The following is a 16,028-nucleotide window of genomic DNA, read 5'->3' on the forward strand; positions in this document are numbered from 1 at the left end:
CGCTGCGCTCGCGCTGGGCGGTACCTGAAAAAAGCCTGTGCACTCCTCAGGCTGCCAGGGACCGCCCTCGACCGGACGGATCGGCCGGCAACCGGGCCGGTGTCGGACGGTGTGCCGACGGCACCGGGTCGACCGTCCGGGGCGGCGCTCCCGCCGGGGCCGGCACCAGGTGAACCGCGGATTCGGCGACCCGGGCCAGGGCCCGCCGGTCGGTGTCGCGGCCCGGGTGCAGCGCTGCGCCGATCTCCACGGTGACCTGCAGGTGCCGGGCGGCCAGCAGCCGGCGTACCGAGCGCAGCAGGGTCTCGTCGCCGATGAAGGCCCCGACACTCGTCGAGGTGCCCGTCGTGGCGTCGCGGTAGCCGATGCGTACCGGCACCACGGGGGCCGCGGCGTCGATCGCGGCCTGGAACATCGCCGGCCGGAAGCCGCTGACCGGCCGGCACCCGGTCTGCCGGCCGCACCAGGTGGTGCCCTCCGGGAACACCGCGACGGTCCGTCCGGCGCGCAGCGCGGCCGCGACCCGGGCCACGGCCGCCGGCAGGTCGCGGGGGCGGGACCGGTCCACGAAGAGGGTGCCCGCGGCGCGGACCAGCAGGCCGAGCAGCGGCCAGCGGCCCACCTCCCGCTTGGCCACCAGTCGCGCCGGCGCGACCGCGAGGATCGCCAGGACGTCGCACCACGAGACGTGGTTGGCCACCACCAGCGCCCGACGCCGAGGCAACCGGCCCCGAACAGTCAGCCGTACGCCGCAGGCCCGCGCCGTCGCCCGCGCCCAGCCCCGGGTAGCGGCGTGCCGCTCCCGGGCGGGCAGCACCGGCAGCACCGCCGCCAGCCCGATGCCGAGCCCGAGCATCCCGAGCAGGGCCACGGCCCGCCCCAGTTGCCGGGCCGGCGGCACGGTCGGTGCGTGTCCGGGCGGCGGCAGGCAGTCCGGACCACAGCCGGAGACCGACCGCCACAGCGGGTGCGCCGCCGTGCTCACGGCTGTCCGCCAAGGAAGTGCCGCAGGTAGCGGGGGTTCATCCGGTCCATGGACAGCAGCACGTAGAAGTCGGCGACCCCGAAGTCCGGGTCGTACGCCGGCTCGCCGCAGATCCAGGCGCCGAGCCGCAGGTACCCGCGCAGCAGTGGGGGGACCAGCCGGGCCGTTGCGGCCACCGGCTCCTGCGGTACGCCCGGCTCGGCGAACCAGGGTCGCAGCGGGCGCACCCGCAGCGGCGGCGGTGCCAGGTGCCGGGCCCGGGCCTGGGCCCACACCTCGGCGGCGGCGCGGCCACCGTCGGTCACCGGCGTCGAGGCGCAGCCGCCGAGCCAACGCAGGTTGCGCAGGTGCATGTAGCGGGTGATGCCGGCCCACATCAGGTTGATCACCGCTCCGTTGCGGTGCTCCGGGTGTACGCAGGAGCGCCCCGCCTCCACCAGGTGGGCGCGCAACGGGTCGAGTGCGGTCAGGTCGAACTCACCCTCGGCGTAGCGGCGAACGGTGCGGCCCGGCGGCAGCAGCCGGTACGTCCCGACCACCTCCCCGGTGCTCTCCTGCCGTACGAGCAGGTGGTCGCAGTAGGGGTCGAAGGCGTCCCGGTCCAGACCGGTCGGGTCCGTGAGTCCGGTGGCACCCAGCTCAGCGGCGAATACCTGGTGACGCAGGCGTTGCGCGGCCTCGACCTGGTGGTGGTCGTCGGCGAGGGAAAGGGTGTAGCCGCTGGTGGTCAGAGTCACCTGCGCGGCGGGTAGCGCGGCCATGCCCACTGTGTAGCGCCCGGCGGGTTGCCGGCCCTGGTGGATGGCGGTGTCGATCCGGTGAACGCCGGTCGGCGATCGGGCGCCGGCCCACCTCCGCCGCCCTGGCGTGGGTCGTGCGAGGCTGCCGGGGTGGCCGACGACCGGCCGGTACGGCGGGAGGAATCCGATGATCATCGAGGCGCGGTTCAACGGACCGCCCGGTACGGGCAACGGCGGCTGGAGTGCGGGCGTCTTCGCCACGGCGTACGGCGGGCAGGGCCCGGTCGAGGTGACGTTGCGCCGACCGCCGCCGCTGGACACCGCGCTGACGTTGACCGATGACCAGGTGCTCGACCCGGCCGGGGAGGTGATCGCCCAGCTCCGTCCGGCGGAGGAGCTCGACGACGTCGTGCCGCCGGTCGATCTGGCGACCGCGCGGGCCGCTTCGGCGGCGTACCCCGGTCTGACGGACCACCCGTTTCCCGGCTGCTACGTCTGCGGGCCGCAGCGCCTCGACGGGCTCCGGATCTTCCCCGGACGGTTGCCCGACGGCCGGACCGCGGCACCGTTCCAGGCGCCCGCGCAGGTGAGCGTCGCCACGGTCTGGGCCGCCCTGGACTGCCCCGGCGGCTGGGCGGTGATCGAGGCCGGTCGACCGTACGTGCTGGGTCGGATCGCGGCCCATGTCGAGGCGCTGCCCCGGCCCGGCGACGAGTGTGTGGTGACCGGCGCGGTGGTGGAAGCCGTGGGGCGTAAGGCGTTGGTGCGCACCAGCCTGTACGGGCCGGACGGCGCCCTGCTCGGCCACGCCCGCGCCACCTGGATCGGCCGCCAGTAAGGACTGTCGATCCCGTCGTCCCTGGGGAGGAGGCGACTCCTGCCTGGGGCGGATGGCGATCTCCGGAGTGCGCCCGATTGATTTGGTTGACCGCTACCGTCACGCTGTGCAACGGCGCATCTCGGCGCCACGGGAGGAGAATGATGTCCGACGGGCAGTCACGCCCCACCAATGACGCGCAGATCGTGGTTTCCGGCCTGACCAAGCAGTACCGCAACGTGCTGGCGGTCAACAACCTGTCGTTCACGGTCGCGCCGGGCCGGGTCACCGGTTTCCTCGGGCCGAACGGCGCGGGTAAGACCACTACGCTGCGCATGCTGCTGAACCTGGTCACCCCGACCGCCGGTACCGCGACCATCGGCGGACGCCGGTACCCGGAGTTGACCGAGCCGCTGCGGCACGTCGGTGCGGTGCTGGAGGCGTCCAGCGCGCACAAGGGCCGTACCGGGATCAACCACCTGCGGGTGATCTGCGCCGCGGCCGGGCTGCCCCGGCAGCGGGCCGACGAGGCGCTCGCGCTGGTCGGCCTGACCCCGGCGGCGAAGCGCAAGTTCAAGGGCTACTCACTCGGCATGAAGCAGCGTCTCGGCATCGCCGCGGCGATGCTCGGTGACCCGCGGGTGCTGATCCTCGACGAGCCGGCCAACGGTCTGGACCCGGAGGGCATCCGGTGGATGCGCGGGTTCCTCAAGGCGCTGGCCGCCGAGGGCCGTACCGTGCTGGTCTCCAGCCACCTGCTGTCGGAGATGCAGTTGCTCGCCGACGACGTGGTGATCATCGCGGCGGGTCAGCTGGTCCGGCAGGGTCCGGTCGAGCAGGTGATCGGTTCGATGGCGCAGAGCGTCCGGGTCCGGGTGCGTACCCCGCAGGCGGAGGCGCTGACCACGGCGCTGGCCGACGGGCCGGCCACGGTGCAGACCGACGAGCACGGCGTGCTGCTGATCGGCGGGGTGGACGCCCCGACGGTGGGCCGGGTGGCGTTGACCGCCGGTGTCGAGCTGCACGAGCTGACCACCGAACGACCCGACCTGGAACGCGTGTTCCTGGAGCTGACGGCTGGAAAGGCGGGCATTCGATGAGCAACCTGGTCCGCTCCGAACTGCTCAAGATCCGCACGACCAGCACCTGGTGGTGGCTGGCCATCGGGGCGCTCCTGTCGATCGCCATGGCCTTCCCGCTCAATGCCTGGCTGTTCAACACGACGGTCGACGGCGGCGGCGAGGAGCTGGGGGTCACCGGCGACGCCGCGTCCGCTCCGGCCCAGGCGGCCAACCTCTACACCTCCGGCCAGTACCTGGGCCTGTTGTTCGTGATGCTGATCGGCATCCTGATGGTCACCAACGAGTTCTTCCACCAGACCGCGACCACGACCTTCCTGGCCACCCCGCGACGCACCGCGGTGATCGTCAGCAAGCTGATCGCGGCGAGCCTGCTCGGTTTCGCGTTCTGGCTGGTCACCACGGTGATCGACCTCGGTGCCGGGGCCGCATTCCTGGCCCTCAACGACCACGGCACCCTGCTCGGGGAGTGGGAGGTCCAACGGGCGCTGCTGCTCAACCTGATGGCGTACGCCATCTGGACCGTGCTCGGCGTCGGCATCGGCACCCTGATCACCAACCAGCTGGGCGCGGTGATCACCGCCTCGGTGCTCTACCTGATCGGCACCCAGGTCATCGGTGTGCTCTTCCTGCTGCTGTCGAGCTGGCTGGACAGCATGGCCGTGCTCAAGTGGCAGGTGATCTGGCCGGCTGCCGCGTCCCAGATCATGATCACCCCGGGCGAGAGCGAGATGTTCCCGCCCTGGTGGGTGGGCGCGCTCGTGCTGGTCGGTTACGCGCTGGCCAGCGGCATCGTCGGCCTGCTGCTCACCCGGCGGCGCGACATCTCCTGACGCTCCCGGGTGCGACCCACCCGTCTCAGCGGTCCCACGATGGGCCCGGTGCACCGGCGAACGGCCGGACAACCGGGCCCATCAGGCCGTTACCGCCAGCAACTGGACACGCGGTGCCAACTGAACTTCTAGCATCTTCTGTGAATCGGGCCACGCGGCGGAGGCGGAAATGCCTTGGCGATCGGCACGGCGTAGCCTGGGATCCGTCCTCTGCGCCCGTCCCGGCGCTGGCGGACGACCGCGTGACACACAAACCCGCGTGAAAGAGGCGATTACCGGCCGTGTCGACCCAGCAGACTTCGCAGGAGAACCCACTGGCGGGTTTCGGCCCGAACGAGTGGGTCGTCGAGGAGATGTATCAGCGCTACCTCGCCGACCCCAGCAGCGTCGACCCGGCCTGGCACGACTTCTTCGCCGACTACCGGCCCGGGCCGGGGGCGGCCAAGGGCGACGGTGAGGGCGCCGGCCGGTCGACGAGCGCCGCCGAGCCTGCCCGCAAGGAGTCGGCTCCGGCCAAGGCCGCGACCGCCACCAGGACCGAGCCCGCCAAGGCCGAGCCGGCCGTCAAGACCGAGCCCGCCAAGACCGAGTCGCGTACCGCGCCGGCGAAGACTGCGCCGGCCAAGGCCCAGCCCCGGACCGAGCCGGCGAAGGCACCGGCCAAGGCCGCCCCGGCGAAGACCGCACCGACCGCCACCGGCCCGCAGACCACCCCGTTGCGCGGCGTGGCCGCCAAGATCGTCCAGAACATGGACGCCTCGCTGGCCGTGCCGACCGCGACCAGCGTGCGCGCCGTCCCGGCGAAGCTGCTGGTGGACAACCGGATCGTGATCAACAACCACCTGGCCCGGGGCCGCGGTGGCAAGGTCAGCTTCACCCACCTGGTCGGGTACGCGCTGGTCCGCGCGCTTGTCGCGCACCCGGAGATGAACAACTCCTACGCCCAGGTCGACGGCAAGCCGACGATGGTCAGCCCGGAGCACGTCAACCTGGGCATCGCCATCGACCTGGCCAAGCCGGACGGCAGCCGCAACCTGGTGGTCCCCTCCATCAAGGGCTGCGAGCAGATGGACTTCCGGCAGTTCTGGCAGGCGTACGAGGACGTGGTCCGGCGCGCCCGCCGCAACGAGCTGACCATGGACGACTACTCCGGCACCACCATCTCGCTGACCAACCCGGGTGGCATCGGCACCGTGCACTCGATGCCGCGCCTGATGCAGGGCCAGAGCGCGATCATCGGGGTCGGCGCGATGGAGTACCCGGCGCCGTACCAGGGCATGAGCGAGGCCACCCTGGCCGAGCTGGCGGTCAGCAAGGTCATCACGCTGACCAGCACGTACGACCACCGGATCATCCAGGGCGCGCAGTCCGGCGAGTTCCTCAAGGTCATGCACGAGCTGCTCCTCGGCGAGCACGGCTTCTACGACCAGATCTTCACCTCGCTGCGCATCCCGTACGAGCCGGTGCGCTGGATGCGCGACGTCGCGGTCGACAGCGAAGGCCAGATCAACAAGACCGCTCGGGTGCACGAGCTGATCCACTCCTACCGGGTCCGCGGTCACCTGATGGCCGACACCGACCCACTGGAGTTCAAGATCCGCAAGCACCCGGATCTGGACGTGCTCCAGCACGGGCTGACCCTGTGGGACCTGGACCGCACCTTCCCGGTCAACGGCTTCGCCGGCAAGCAGCGGATGAAGCTGCGCTCGATCCTGGGCGTGCTGCGGGACTCGTACTGCCGGCGGGTCGGCATCGAGTACATGCACATCCAGGACCCGGCCGAGCGTCGCTGGATCCAGGAGCGGGTCGAGCGCAAGTACGAGAAGCCGCCGGCCGACGAGCAGAAGCACGTGCTCAACCGGCTCAACGCGGCCGAGGCCTTCGAGACCTTCCTGCAGACCAAGTACGTCGGCCAGAAGCGCTTCTCGCTGGAGGGCGGCGAGTCGCTGATCCCGCTGCTCGGCGAGGTCCTGGAGTCCGCCGCCGAGGGTGGCCTGGACGAGGTCGTCATCGGCATGGCCCACCGGGGCCGGCTCAACGTGCTGGCCAACATCGTCGGCAAGCCGTACGAGAAGATCTTCTCGGAGTTCGAGGGGCACCTGGACCCGCGTTCCACGCAGGGCTCCGGCGACGTGAAGTACCACCTCGGCCAGAGCGGCAAGTTCACCACCCCCGACGGCGACCACTCGGTCAAGGTCTCCGTGGTGGCGAACCCGTCGCACCTGGAGGCGGTCGACCCGGTGCTGGAGGGCATAGTCCGGGCCAAGCAGGACCGCATCGACCTCAAGCTGGAGGGCTACACCGTGCTGCCGCTGGCGGTGCACGGTGACGCCGCCTTCGCCGGTCAGGGTGTGGTGGCCGAGACGCTCAACCTCTCCCAGCTGCGCGGCTACCGCACCGGCGGAACCGTCCACGTGGTGGTCAACAACCAGGTGGGCTTCACCACCGCGCCGGAGTACAGCCGCTCCAGCCTCTACAGCACCGACGTGGCCCGGATGATCCAGGCGCCGATCTTCCACGTCAACGGCGACGACCCCGAGGCCGTGGTCCGGGTCGCCCGGCTGGCCTTCGAGTACCGGCAGACGTTCAACAAGGACGTCGTGATCGACATGGTCTGCTACCGGCGGCGCGGGCACAACGAGGGCGACGACCCCTCGATGTCCAACCCCCAGATGTACAAGATCATTGATTCGAAGCGCTCGGTCCGCAAGCTCTACACCGAGGAGCTGATCGGCCGCGGCGACATCACCGTGGAAGACGCGGAGGAGCTGCTGCGCGACTACCAGTCCCAGCTGGAGCGGGTCTTCAAGGCCACCCGCGACGCGGCCACCACGCCGCGCCAGCTCAGCCGGCCGCCCCGCGAGGACGAGCCGGAGCCGCAGGTCGACACGGCCACCGACGCGTCGGTGATAAAGGCCATCGGTGAGGCGCACGTCAACCTGCCCGAAGGCTTCACCCCGCACAAGCGGATCCAGCAGCTGCTCGACCGGCGGGCCAAGATGGCCGTCGAGGGCAACATCGACTGGGGCTTCGGCGAGATCATCGCCTTCGGTTCCCTGCTGCACGACGGGGTCACCGTCCGGCTGGCCGGGCAGGACTCGCGTCGCGGCACCTTCGTGCAGCGGCACGCCTCCATCGTCGACGCCGAGACCGGCGACGACTACCTGCCGTTGCAGTCGCTCACCGGTGACGGCGAGCGGTCCCGGTTCTTCGTGCACGACTCGCTGCTGTCCGAGTACGCCGCGATGGGCTTCGAGTACGGCTACTCGGTGGAGAACGTCAACGCCCTGGTCTGCTGGGAGGCGCAGTTCGGCGACTTCGTCAACGGCGCCCAGTCGGTGATCGACGAGTTCATCTCCTCCGGTGAGGTGAAGTGGGGTCAGCGCTCCGCGGTCACCCTGCTGCTGCCGCACGGCCACGAGGGGCAGGGCCCGGACCACACCTCCGGCCGCCCGGAGCGGTTCCTCCAGCTCTGCGCCGAGGACAACATGCGGGTGGCCATCCCGACCACCCCGGCGAACTACTTCCACCTGCTGCGCCGCCAGGCGTTGTCGCCCAAGCGCAAGCCGCTGGTGGTGTTCACCCCGAAGTCCCTGCTGCGGCACAAGCTCTGCGTCTCCTCGGTGAACGACTTCACCACCGGCACCTTCGCCCCGGTGCTGGCCGACCCGGCTGCCCCGGCGCCGGAGCAGGTCAAGCGGGTGCTGCTCTGCTCGGGCAAGGTCTACTACGACCTGTTCCAGGCCCGGCAGGAGCGCGGCGTCACCGACACCGCGATCATCCGTCTGGAGCAGCTCTACCCGATGCCGGTGGAGGAGATCCGGGCGGCTCTGGCCCAGTACCCGAACGCCGAGGACTTCGCCTGGGTGCAGGAGGAGCCGGCCAACCAGGGTGCCTGGTCGTTCGTGGCGCTCAACCTGCTGGAGCACCTCGACGGCGTACGGCTGCGCCGCATCTCCCGCCCGGCCGCCGCCGCCCCGGCTGTCGGCTCGGCGAAGATGCACGAGGTCGAGCAGGTCGCGCTCCTCGAAGCGGCACTTCCCCGACCCTGACGAGAACCATCCCGGTCCCGTCCCACCTGAAGGTGGGGCGGGACCGGCCGGCTTGCACCGGTACGACACCGGTGAGGGAAGCGAGTAGGCGGATGTACTTCACCGACCGGGGCATCGAGGAACTCGTCGAACGGCGCGGCGAGGAGCAGGTCAGCCTGGAGTGGCTCGGCGAGCGGCTGCGGGACTTCGTCGACCTGAATCCGGAGTTCGAGACGCCGATCGAGCGCTTCGCCACCTGGCTGGCTCGACTCGACGACGAAGACGACGACTGACACAGGCGTCGGAGGGCCCGACCGCCCGGGTACGAGGACCCGGGCGGGAGCCACCTGGATCTTGTAGCGTGAGTTCCGTGGCCCGAAGCGTGTACCTGACCAGTGTCGGCTCGGGCGGGGGGAAGTCGACCATCGCCCTGGGCCTGGCCGAACTGTTGTCCCGCCAGGTCGGCCAGATCGGCGTGTTCCGTCCCCTGGTCGCGTCGGACCGGCCGGACCCGATCCTCGCCCTGCTCAGCGAGCGGTACCGGGTCGGGCTGCCGGTGGCCGACCTCTCCGGCACCACGTACGCCGAGGCGACCGCGCTCGTCGCCGACGGCCGCCGGGAAGAACTGATCACCCGGATCGTCGAGCGTTACCGGGACGTGGAACGCCGGTTCCCGGCCATGGTCGTGGTGGGCAGCGACTTCGCCGACGCCGGTGACGGTGCCGGGCCCCGCGAGCTGGCGTTCAACGCCCGGCTGGCCACCGAGTTCGGCAGTGTCGTGGTGCCCGTGGTCGACGGGTTCGGGCAGCAGCCGGCGGCGATCACCGCGGCCAGCCGGGGGGCGTACCACGACGTGGTCGACCTCGGCGCGACAGTGCTCGCCGTGCTCGCCAACCGGGTGCCGGGCAGCATGCGACTACCCCGGCTGCCGGTGCCCGCGTACGCGATTCCCGAGGTGCCCAGCGTCTCCGCGCCGACGGTGGCCGAGGTGGCGGCGGCGCTCGGCGCCACCCGACTGGCCGGCGACGACACCGCGCTCGCCCGCGACGTGCTCGACTACGTGGTCGGCGCGGCGCACGTGCCGACCGTGCTGGAACACCTGACCGAGGGCGCCCTGCTGATCATGCCGGGCGACCGCGACGATCTTCTGGTCGCCGCCAGCGCGGCGCACGTGGCGGGTCAGGTGTCGCTGGCCGGGCTGGTGCTCACCCTCGGCGTGGCCCCCGATCCCCGGGCGATGCAGCTGGTGGAGGCGCTCAACGCCCGCCTCGCGGTGCTGTCGGTGCCCACCGACAGCTTCCACACGGTGGCCGCGTCGAGCCGCATCGAGGGCCGGCCCAGCGCCGCCAACCCGCGCAAGGTGGAGGCCGCGCTCGGTGCCTTCGAGGCGCACGTGGACACCACCGAGCTGGCCAGCCGGTTGCGGGTCAGCCGCTCCACCCGGGTCACCCCGCTGATGTTCGAGTACGACCTGATCGACCGGGCGCGCAGTCGCCGCCGGCACGTGGTCCTGCCCGAGGGGACCGACGAGCGGATCCTGCGCGCCACGGAGATCCTGCTGCGGCGCGGGGTGGCCGACCTGACCCTGCTCGGCCGCCCCGAGGAGGTCGCCCGTCGGGCCCGCGAGGTGGGCGTGGACATCGGCACGGCCCGGGTGGTGGATCCGGCCGACAGCCAGTGGCGTGACGAGTTCGCCGAGGCGTACGCGAAGCTGCGCGCCCATCGGGGCGTCACCGTGGAGCTGGCGTACGACATCGTGGCCCAGCCGAACTACTTCGGCACCATGATGGTGTGGGCCGGCTACGCCGACGGCATGGTCTCCGGTGCCACGCACACCACGGCGGCGACCATCCGGCCCGCGTTCGAGATCGTGAAGACCATGCCGGAGGTCTCCGTCGCCTCCAGCGTCTTCTTCATGCTGCTGGCCGACCGGGTGCTGGTCTACGGCGACTGCGCGGTCAACCGCGACCCGGACGCCGCCCAGCTCGCCGACATCGCGATCTCGTCGGCCGACACGGCGGCCCGGTTCGGCATCGAACCCCGGGTGGCGATGCTGTCGTACTCGACCGGCAGTTCCGGCGCGGGTGCCGACGTGGAGAAGGTCGCGGAGGCCACCGCGCTGGTCCGCGAGCGCCGGCCCGACCTGGCCGTGGAGGGACCGATCCAGTACGACGCCGCGATCGACCCGGCCGTGGCGGCGACGAAGCTGCCCGAGAGCACGGTCGCCGGCCGGGCCACCGTGTTCATCTTCCCGGACCTCAACACCGGCAACAACACGTACAAGGCGGTGCAGCGCTCGGCCGGGGCGGTGGCCGTCGGGCCGGTGATGCAGGGTCTGCGCCGGCCGGTCAACGATCTCTCCCGAGGGGCTACCGTGCCGGACATCGTCAACACCGTGGCGATCACCGCCATCCAGGCCGCCACGCTGGCCGACAACGGGGCGGCGTCGTGAGCAAGGTGCTGGTGCTCAACTGCGGGTCGTCGTCGGTCAAATACCGGCTGTACGACGACGACCGGGTGCTCACCAAGGGCACCGTCGAACGGGTCGGCGAGCGCGACGGTGGGCCGCCCGACCACGCCGCCGCGGTCCGGCAGATCCTGGCCGGGCTGGACCTGAGCGGGCTCACCGTCGTCGGGCACCGGGTGGTGCACGGCGGCCGGCGCTTCACCGCTCCGGCACTTGTCGACGACGCGGTGCTGGCCGCCATCGCCGACCTGGTGCCGCTGGCCCCGCTGCACAACCCGGCGAACCTCGCCGGCATCGAGATGGCCCGCGCGGCCCTGCCGCAGGTGCCGCAGGTCGCCGTCTTCGACACGGCGTTCCACCACACGCTGCCCGAGTCCGCCGCCACCTACGCGATCGACCGCGAGGTCGCGCAGCGGTACGGCGTACGCCGCTACGGCTTCCACGGCACCTCGCACTCGTACGTCTCCCGGCGCACCGCCGAACTGCTGGACCGCCCGTACGCCGAGGTCAACACGATCAGCCTGCACCTGGGCAACGGGGCCAGCGCGTGCGCGATCGCCGGTGGACGCAGCGTCGCCACCTCGATGGGCATGTCCCCGCTGGAGGGCCTGGTGATGGGCACCCGCAGCGGCGACCTGGATCCGACAATCGTGTTCCACCTGCGCCGGGAGGGTGGCCTGGGGGTCGACGAGATCGACGACCTGCTCAACCACCGCAGCGGCCTGCTCGGGCTGACCGGCGTCAACGACATGCGCGAGGTGCTGGCCCGGCGGGCGGACGGAGACGAGGCGGCAACGCTCGCCTTCGACGTCTACTGCCGCCGGATCACCGAATACGTCGGGGCGTACTACGCGCTGCTCGGACGGGTGGACGCGGTCACCTTCACCGCCGGCGTCGGTGAACACGCCGCCCCGGTACGGGCCGCCGCACTGGCCGGCCTCACCCGACTGGGCATCACCGTCGACGCGGACCGCAACACCGGCAGCGGTGACCGCCTCATCTCGCCGGACGGCGCGGAGGTCGCCGTCTGCGTGATCGGCACCGACGAGGAGCGGGAAATCGCCCGAGCGGCCCGCGCAGTCGTCAACGCCACCTGACCGGCCCGAGGATCAGCGGGGCGCGACGGCCTGAGGGGTCAACGGGGCGCGGCGGCCTGAGGGTCAGCTGAGGGCGATCCAGCCGGCGACGGCGATCAGCAGCACCACGAGCACGGCCACCCCGACGATCAGGCCGGTGCGGGAGGACGACTCGGCCGGTGTGTCGGCGGTGTTGGCGGCGAAGGCGCGAAATGCCTGGGTGTTGCCGCTGGGGTCGGTGTAGTTCTCAGCCATGCCGGAACCTTAGCGAAGCCGGACCGGTCGGACGGCCCTGGCCGGTCGGCCGAACGGCTCGCGTACGCCACCGGGCAACCGGACCCGGACGGGTGATCGCTGGCTCTACCGTGATGTCGTGGGCATGATCAGACGGCGGTTCGCCGCGTCGGCAGTAGCGTTGCTGCTGGCGTGGCTGACAGGTTGCGCCCCGCCCGGTGACCCGCCCGGCCAGCCGGCACCGAGCGGCGCTGCCCCACAGGTGCCGTACGCGGTCGGCGTCCGGACGTTCGTCGTCGACCCCGGCTCGGCCCGACCGCTGCCGGTGACCCTCTGGTACCCGACCCAGGGCGCCCGGATCGCCGACGGACGGTTCCCGGTGGTGCTCTACAGCCACGGCCTGGCCAGCCTGCCCGAACTGCACGCCGGCCTGACCGCCCGATGGGCCGCCGCCGGTTTCGTGGTGGCCGCACCGGCGTACCCGCACACCCGGCGTGGTGCCGCCACGTTCTCCCGCGCCGACGTACGCCACCAGCCCGCCGACGGTTGGCGGGTGATCCGGCACCTGGTCCGGCTCGACCGCCGGGCCACCGACCCGCTCGCCGGCCACCTCGACGTGCAGCGGATCGCCGCAGCCGGCCATTCGGCGGGTGGCTTCACCACCTCGGGCATGTTCACCAGCGGCCGCCCCGCCCGACTGCGCGCCGGCATCGTGATCGCCGGCGGCGGAATGGCGGGCGGTTTCGCGGAGCCACCCGCGCCGATGCTCTTCGTACACGGCACCGCCGACCCGGTGGTACCCCTCAGCGTCGGCCGCGCCGCCTACCGCCGTACGACCGGACCGTCCACCTTCCTCAGCCTGCTCGGCCAGGGACACGGCGAGTACCTCACCCCCGGCCGCCCCGGCTTCACCCAGGTCCTCGGCGCCACCACCGACTTCCTCCGCTGGACCCTCTACGGCGACCAACAGGCCGCCCGCCGCCTCCCCACCCACGCCCATCCCCCCAACATCACCACCCTAGAAACCCGCCACCCCTCCTAACCCCACCCCACCCTCCCGCCCCGCCCCGCCCCGCCCCGCCTCGCCCGCCCCGCCCGCCCCGCCCCGCCCGGCCCGACCGCGCCCGGCCCGGCCCGGCCCGTCGATCTTGCACTTTACGTCGCCGCATAAGCCCAAAAGAGGGCATATTGACGACCGAAAGTGCAAGATCGACGCACGGCAGCACGGGGGAAGGCGCAGCACGGGGGCGAGCGCAGCACGGGGGCGAGCGCAGCACGGGGGCGACGGGTGCACGAGGCGAGGGGTGCAGCACAGCGCCCGCCCACCGCCGAGGCGCGGCGATCTTGCACTTTGTGTCCCCGCATAACGCGCGAAAAGCGCGTATCAGCGACCAAAAGTGCAAGATCGCCGACACGAGGCAGGGCGCACGACGGGCAGGGCGGCGCGGCGGCGGTGTGCGGGGTGCGCGAGGCGGGGCGGGTGAGAGGGGGTGGGGGTGGGAGGGCATGGGGAGGGCAGAATCGGGGGCATGGCGCGTCGTGGGGTTTCGGTTCTGCTTGTGGGTGCACTGGTTGCGGCTGGGGTGGTGGGGTGCTCCGCTGATACCGAGTCGGCCCCGCGGGCAGGAACGACAGCCACGAGTGCCACGGACACGCCGACGGCCGCGGCAGCGCCCTCGGCCAGCGCGTCCGCTCCGGCGATTCCGGCTGGTAACGCGCCGGCTGACAGCTTCGCGGTCGGCGTACGACAGCTCAAGCGCAACCGGGACGGCGACCGGCCGCTTCCGATCACCGTCTGGTACCCGGCGGCGGGCCGGGCGGGTGGGAAGCCGACGGAGTCGGCTCGGGCGGCCAACGGGCGGTTCCCGGTGGTCATGTTCAGCCATGGGCTGGGCGGTCAGCCCAAGGACTACCAGGCGCTGCTGACCCGTTGGGCGGCGGCCGGGTTCGTGGTGGCCGCGCCGATGTTCCCGCACACCTCCGGGTCGGGCCAGCCCAACGTGCTCGACGTGCTCAACCAGCCGGCCGACGTGTCGTACGCGCTGAGCCAGGTGCTCGCTCTGGACACCCGCGACGGCGACGTGCTGCGCGGCCGGTTGGCCACCGACCGGGTGGCTGCCGCCGGGCATTCGGCGGGCGGGGTGACCACGATCGGGCTGTTCACCACCGGTCGGGACGAGCGGCTGGCCGCCGGGATCGTCTTCGCCGGCACCGCGCTGGGGGTCGGCACCGCCTTCGCGGGTGCGGCGGCACCGCAACTGTTCGTGCACGGTGAGGCCGACGAGGTGGTCGAGTACGCGGCGGGCAAGGCGGTGTACGACAAGGTGCCCTGGCCGAAGGCGATGCTGAGCCTGCCCGACGGCGACCACGGTCGTGCCCTGCTGGGCAACAGCACCTCGCTACGGGTCGTCGCCGACACCACCACCGAGTTCCTGCGCTGGACGCTCTACGGCGACGCCGACGCGAAGGACCGCATCGCCAGCGCCGCCGCCCGCGACGACGTCGCCACCCTCGACAACCACCTGTGACCGGAGCGCGGACCTCCGCCTAACCACCGAACACCGCGCGCTGGGGTGAGGAGGTCGGTGCGCTGCGCAGCAGCGCACCGGTGCGCCAGCAGGCCAGCCTGCTGGCGCACCAGCACACCGGACGCACGGGCACGCCAGCGCGCACCGACAGGCCAGGACGACACCAGGACGCCAGCACGCACCGGCACGCCCAGGACGCACCCGCACGCCCAAGACGCCAGGACGCCAGCACGCCAGGAGCACCAGCCTGAGTCAGGCTCCGTGGTCGATGACGATTTTGCCGAAGACCTCTCCGGAGTGCAGGCGGGTGAAGGCGTCGGCGACCCGGCTGAACGGCACCACGCTGTCCACCACCGGTCGCACGTTCCGCTCGGCGCAGAAGGCGAGCAGGTCGGCCAGGTCGGCGGGGGTGCCCATCGAGGTGCCCAGGATCTCCAGCTGCATGGCGAAGACCCGGCGCAGGTTGACCTTCGGCTCGTGGCCGGCGGTCGCGCCGCAGACGACGATCCGTGCCCCGGGGGCGGCGGACTTGAGCGAGTGGTCGAAGGTGGCCGCCCCGACGGTTTCCACCACCACGTCGACCCGTTCGGGCAGTCGCGCACCCGGTTCAAAAGCCGTCGCACCGAGCTCGGCGATCCGCTCCCGCTTGGCCGCGTCGCGGCTGGTCGCGTACACCCGTTTGCCCATCGCGGCGGCGAGCGCGACCGCTGCGGTGGCCACGCCGCCCCCGGCGCCCTGGACCAGCACGGCCTCGGCCTCGTCGACGCGGCCCTTGGTGGTGAGCATCCGCCACGCGGTCAGCCAGGCCGTCGGCAGGCACGCCGCGTCGGTCGCCGCCAGCCCCGCCGGCAGCGGCAGCAGATTCGACCGGGGTACGGCCACCCGCTCGGCGAGGGTGCCCGGGAAGTGCTCGGAGAGGATGGAGATGCCGCGCGGGTCACCGGGAGTCGGCACGATCGGGTACACGACCATCTCGTTGCCGTCGGGGTCGATGCCCACCGCGTCGCAGCCGAGGATCATCGGTAGCTGTTCGGCGCGCAACCCGACGCCGCGCAACGACCACAGGTCGTGGTGGTTGAGCGAGCTGGCCGTGACGCGCAGCGTCACCCAGCTGTCGTCGGGCAGGCTCGGCTCGGGCTGCTCACCGACGGTGAGCGCGGCGAGCGGGTCGGCGTCGTCGAATCGGGAGGCGAAGGCGGCACGCATGATCCGCACGGTAACAAGCTGAGCGGGCGTTA

At 72.0% G+C, this 16,028-nt stretch carries 13 protein-coding genes; 9 read left to right on the plus strand and 4 right to left on the minus strand.

Annotated features, from left to right (window positions below; genetic code table 11):
- Positions 1-46 precede the first annotated feature (46 nt).
- Positions 47-985 (minus strand): lysophospholipid acyltransferase family protein, encoded by a 939-nt coding sequence (locus tag JMF97_RS15445; RefSeq protein ID WP_203222218.1) that lies wholly within the window; start codon positions 983-985, stop codon positions 47-49.
- Entirely contained in the window at positions 982-1,746 is a 765-nt protein-coding gene (locus JMF97_RS15450) for a GNAT family N-acetyltransferase (protein WP_203222219.1), read from the minus strand. The genes JMF97_RS15445 and JMF97_RS15450 overlap by 4 nt, the downstream gene beginning before the upstream one ends.
- Before the next feature lie 166 nt (positions 1,747-1,912).
- Between JMF97_RS15450 and JMF97_RS15455 the strand changes: the two genes are divergently transcribed.
- The 7 genes from JMF97_RS15455 to JMF97_RS15485 all read left to right on the plus strand — a co-directional run bounded on the left by JMF97_RS15455 (position 1,913) and on the right by JMF97_RS15485 (position 12,049).
- On the plus strand, positions 1,913-2,563 hold the full coding sequence (locus JMF97_RS15455) for a hypothetical protein (protein WP_203222220.1): 651 nt from the start codon (positions 1,913-1,915) through the stop codon (positions 2,561-2,563).
- Positions 2,564-2,706: 143 nt separating this feature from the next.
- Positions 2,707-3,642, plus strand: coding sequence for an ABC transporter ATP-binding protein (locus JMF97_RS15460; RefSeq protein ID WP_203222221.1), 936 nt, complete (start codon positions 2,707-2,709; stop codon positions 3,640-3,642).
- Positions 3,639-4,454, plus strand: coding sequence for an ABC transporter permease (locus JMF97_RS15465; protein WP_203222222.1), 816 nt, complete (start codon positions 3,639-3,641; stop codon positions 4,452-4,454). Before JMF97_RS15460 ends, JMF97_RS15465 begins: the two co-directional genes overlap by 4 nt.
- Before the next feature lie 281 nt (positions 4,455-4,735).
- Positions 4,736-8,506 (plus strand): multifunctional oxoglutarate decarboxylase/oxoglutarate dehydrogenase thiamine pyrophosphate-binding subunit/dihydrolipoyllysine-residue succinyltransferase subunit, encoded by a 3,771-nt coding sequence (locus tag JMF97_RS15470; RefSeq protein WP_203222223.1) that lies wholly within the window; start codon positions 4,736-4,738, stop codon positions 8,504-8,506.
- A 92-nt stretch (positions 8,507-8,598) separates the two neighbouring features.
- On the plus strand, positions 8,599-8,778 hold the full coding sequence (locus tag JMF97_RS15475) for a DUF6104 family protein (RefSeq protein ID WP_013735712.1): 180 nt from the start codon (positions 8,599-8,601) through the stop codon (positions 8,776-8,778).
- Between the two features lie 68 nt (positions 8,779-8,846).
- Positions 8,847-10,937: a phosphate acetyltransferase gene (gene pta / locus JMF97_RS15480; protein WP_203222224.1), complete on the plus strand. Its 2,091-nt coding sequence runs from the start codon at positions 8,847-8,849 to the stop codon at positions 10,935-10,937.
- A complete protein-coding gene (locus tag JMF97_RS15485; RefSeq protein WP_203222225.1) occupies positions 10,934-12,049 on the plus strand; it encodes an acetate/propionate family kinase in 1,116 nt (371 codons plus the stop codon). The genes pta and JMF97_RS15485 overlap by 4 nt, the downstream gene beginning before the upstream one ends.
- Positions 12,050-12,112: 63 nt before the next feature.
- Here the strand turns inward: JMF97_RS15485 and JMF97_RS15490 are convergent, their stop codons facing one another.
- Complete coding sequence (locus JMF97_RS15490) at positions 12,113-12,283, minus strand: hypothetical protein (RefSeq protein ID WP_203222226.1); 171 nt, start codon at positions 12,281-12,283, stop codon at positions 12,113-12,115.
- Between the two features lie 124 nt (positions 12,284-12,407).
- Between JMF97_RS15490 and JMF97_RS15495 the strand changes: the two genes are divergently transcribed.
- Together JMF97_RS15495 and JMF97_RS15500 are read left to right on the plus strand one after the other, a co-directional pair.
- Positions 12,408-13,304, plus strand: a complete 897-nt coding sequence (locus JMF97_RS15495) for an alpha/beta hydrolase family protein (protein ID WP_203222434.1) — start codon at positions 12,408-12,410, stop codon at positions 13,302-13,304.
- A 487-nt stretch (positions 13,305-13,791) separates the two neighbouring features.
- Positions 13,792-14,790, plus strand: a complete 999-nt coding sequence (locus JMF97_RS15500; protein WP_203222227.1) for an alpha/beta hydrolase family protein — start codon at positions 13,792-13,794, stop codon at positions 14,788-14,790.
- 252 nt (positions 14,791-15,042) lie between these two features.
- On the opposite strand, the gene JMF97_RS15505 is transcribed toward JMF97_RS15500, so the two are convergent.
- A complete protein-coding gene (locus JMF97_RS15505; protein WP_203222228.1) occupies positions 15,043-16,005 on the minus strand; it encodes a zinc-binding dehydrogenase in 963 nt (320 codons plus the stop codon).
- Between the last annotated feature and the right edge of the window lie 23 nt (positions 16,006-16,028).

It is taken from the genome of Micromonospora fiedleri, assembly GCF_016774385.1.
Taxonomy (GTDB): Bacteria; Actinomycetota; Actinomycetes; order Mycobacteriales; family Micromonosporaceae; genus Micromonospora; species Micromonospora gifhornensis.

Excerpts from the sequence above, each read along its gene's own strand:
- JMF97_RS15490 (WP_203222226.1), bottom strand. The coding sequence starts at position 12,283 with ATGGCTGAGAACTACACCGACCCCAGCGGCAACACCCAGGCATTTCGC.
- JMF97_RS15460 (WP_203222221.1), top strand. The coding sequence starts at position 2,707 with ATGTCCGACGGGCAGTCACGCCCCACCAATGACGCGCAGATCGTGGTT.
- JMF97_RS15465 (WP_203222222.1), top strand. The coding sequence starts at position 3,639 with ATGAGCAACCTGGTCCGCTCCGAACTGCTCAAGATCCGCACGACCAGC.
- JMF97_RS15500 (WP_203222227.1), top strand. The coding sequence starts at position 13,792 with ATGGCGCGTCGTGGGGTTTCGGTTCTGCTTGTGGGTGCACTGGTTGCG.
- JMF97_RS15495 (WP_203222434.1), top strand. The coding sequence starts at position 12,408 with ATGATCAGACGGCGGTTCGCCGCGTCGGCAGTAGCGTTGCTGCTGGCG.
- JMF97_RS15450 (WP_203222219.1), bottom strand. The coding sequence starts at position 1,746 with ATGGCCGCGCTACCCGCCGCGCAGGTGACTCTGACCACCAGCGGCTAC.
- JMF97_RS15455 (WP_203222220.1), top strand. The coding sequence starts at position 1,913 with ATGATCATCGAGGCGCGGTTCAACGGACCGCCCGGTACGGGCAACGGC.
- JMF97_RS15475 (WP_013735712.1), top strand. The coding sequence starts at position 8,599 with ATGTACTTCACCGACCGGGGCATCGAGGAACTCGTCGAACGGCGCGGC.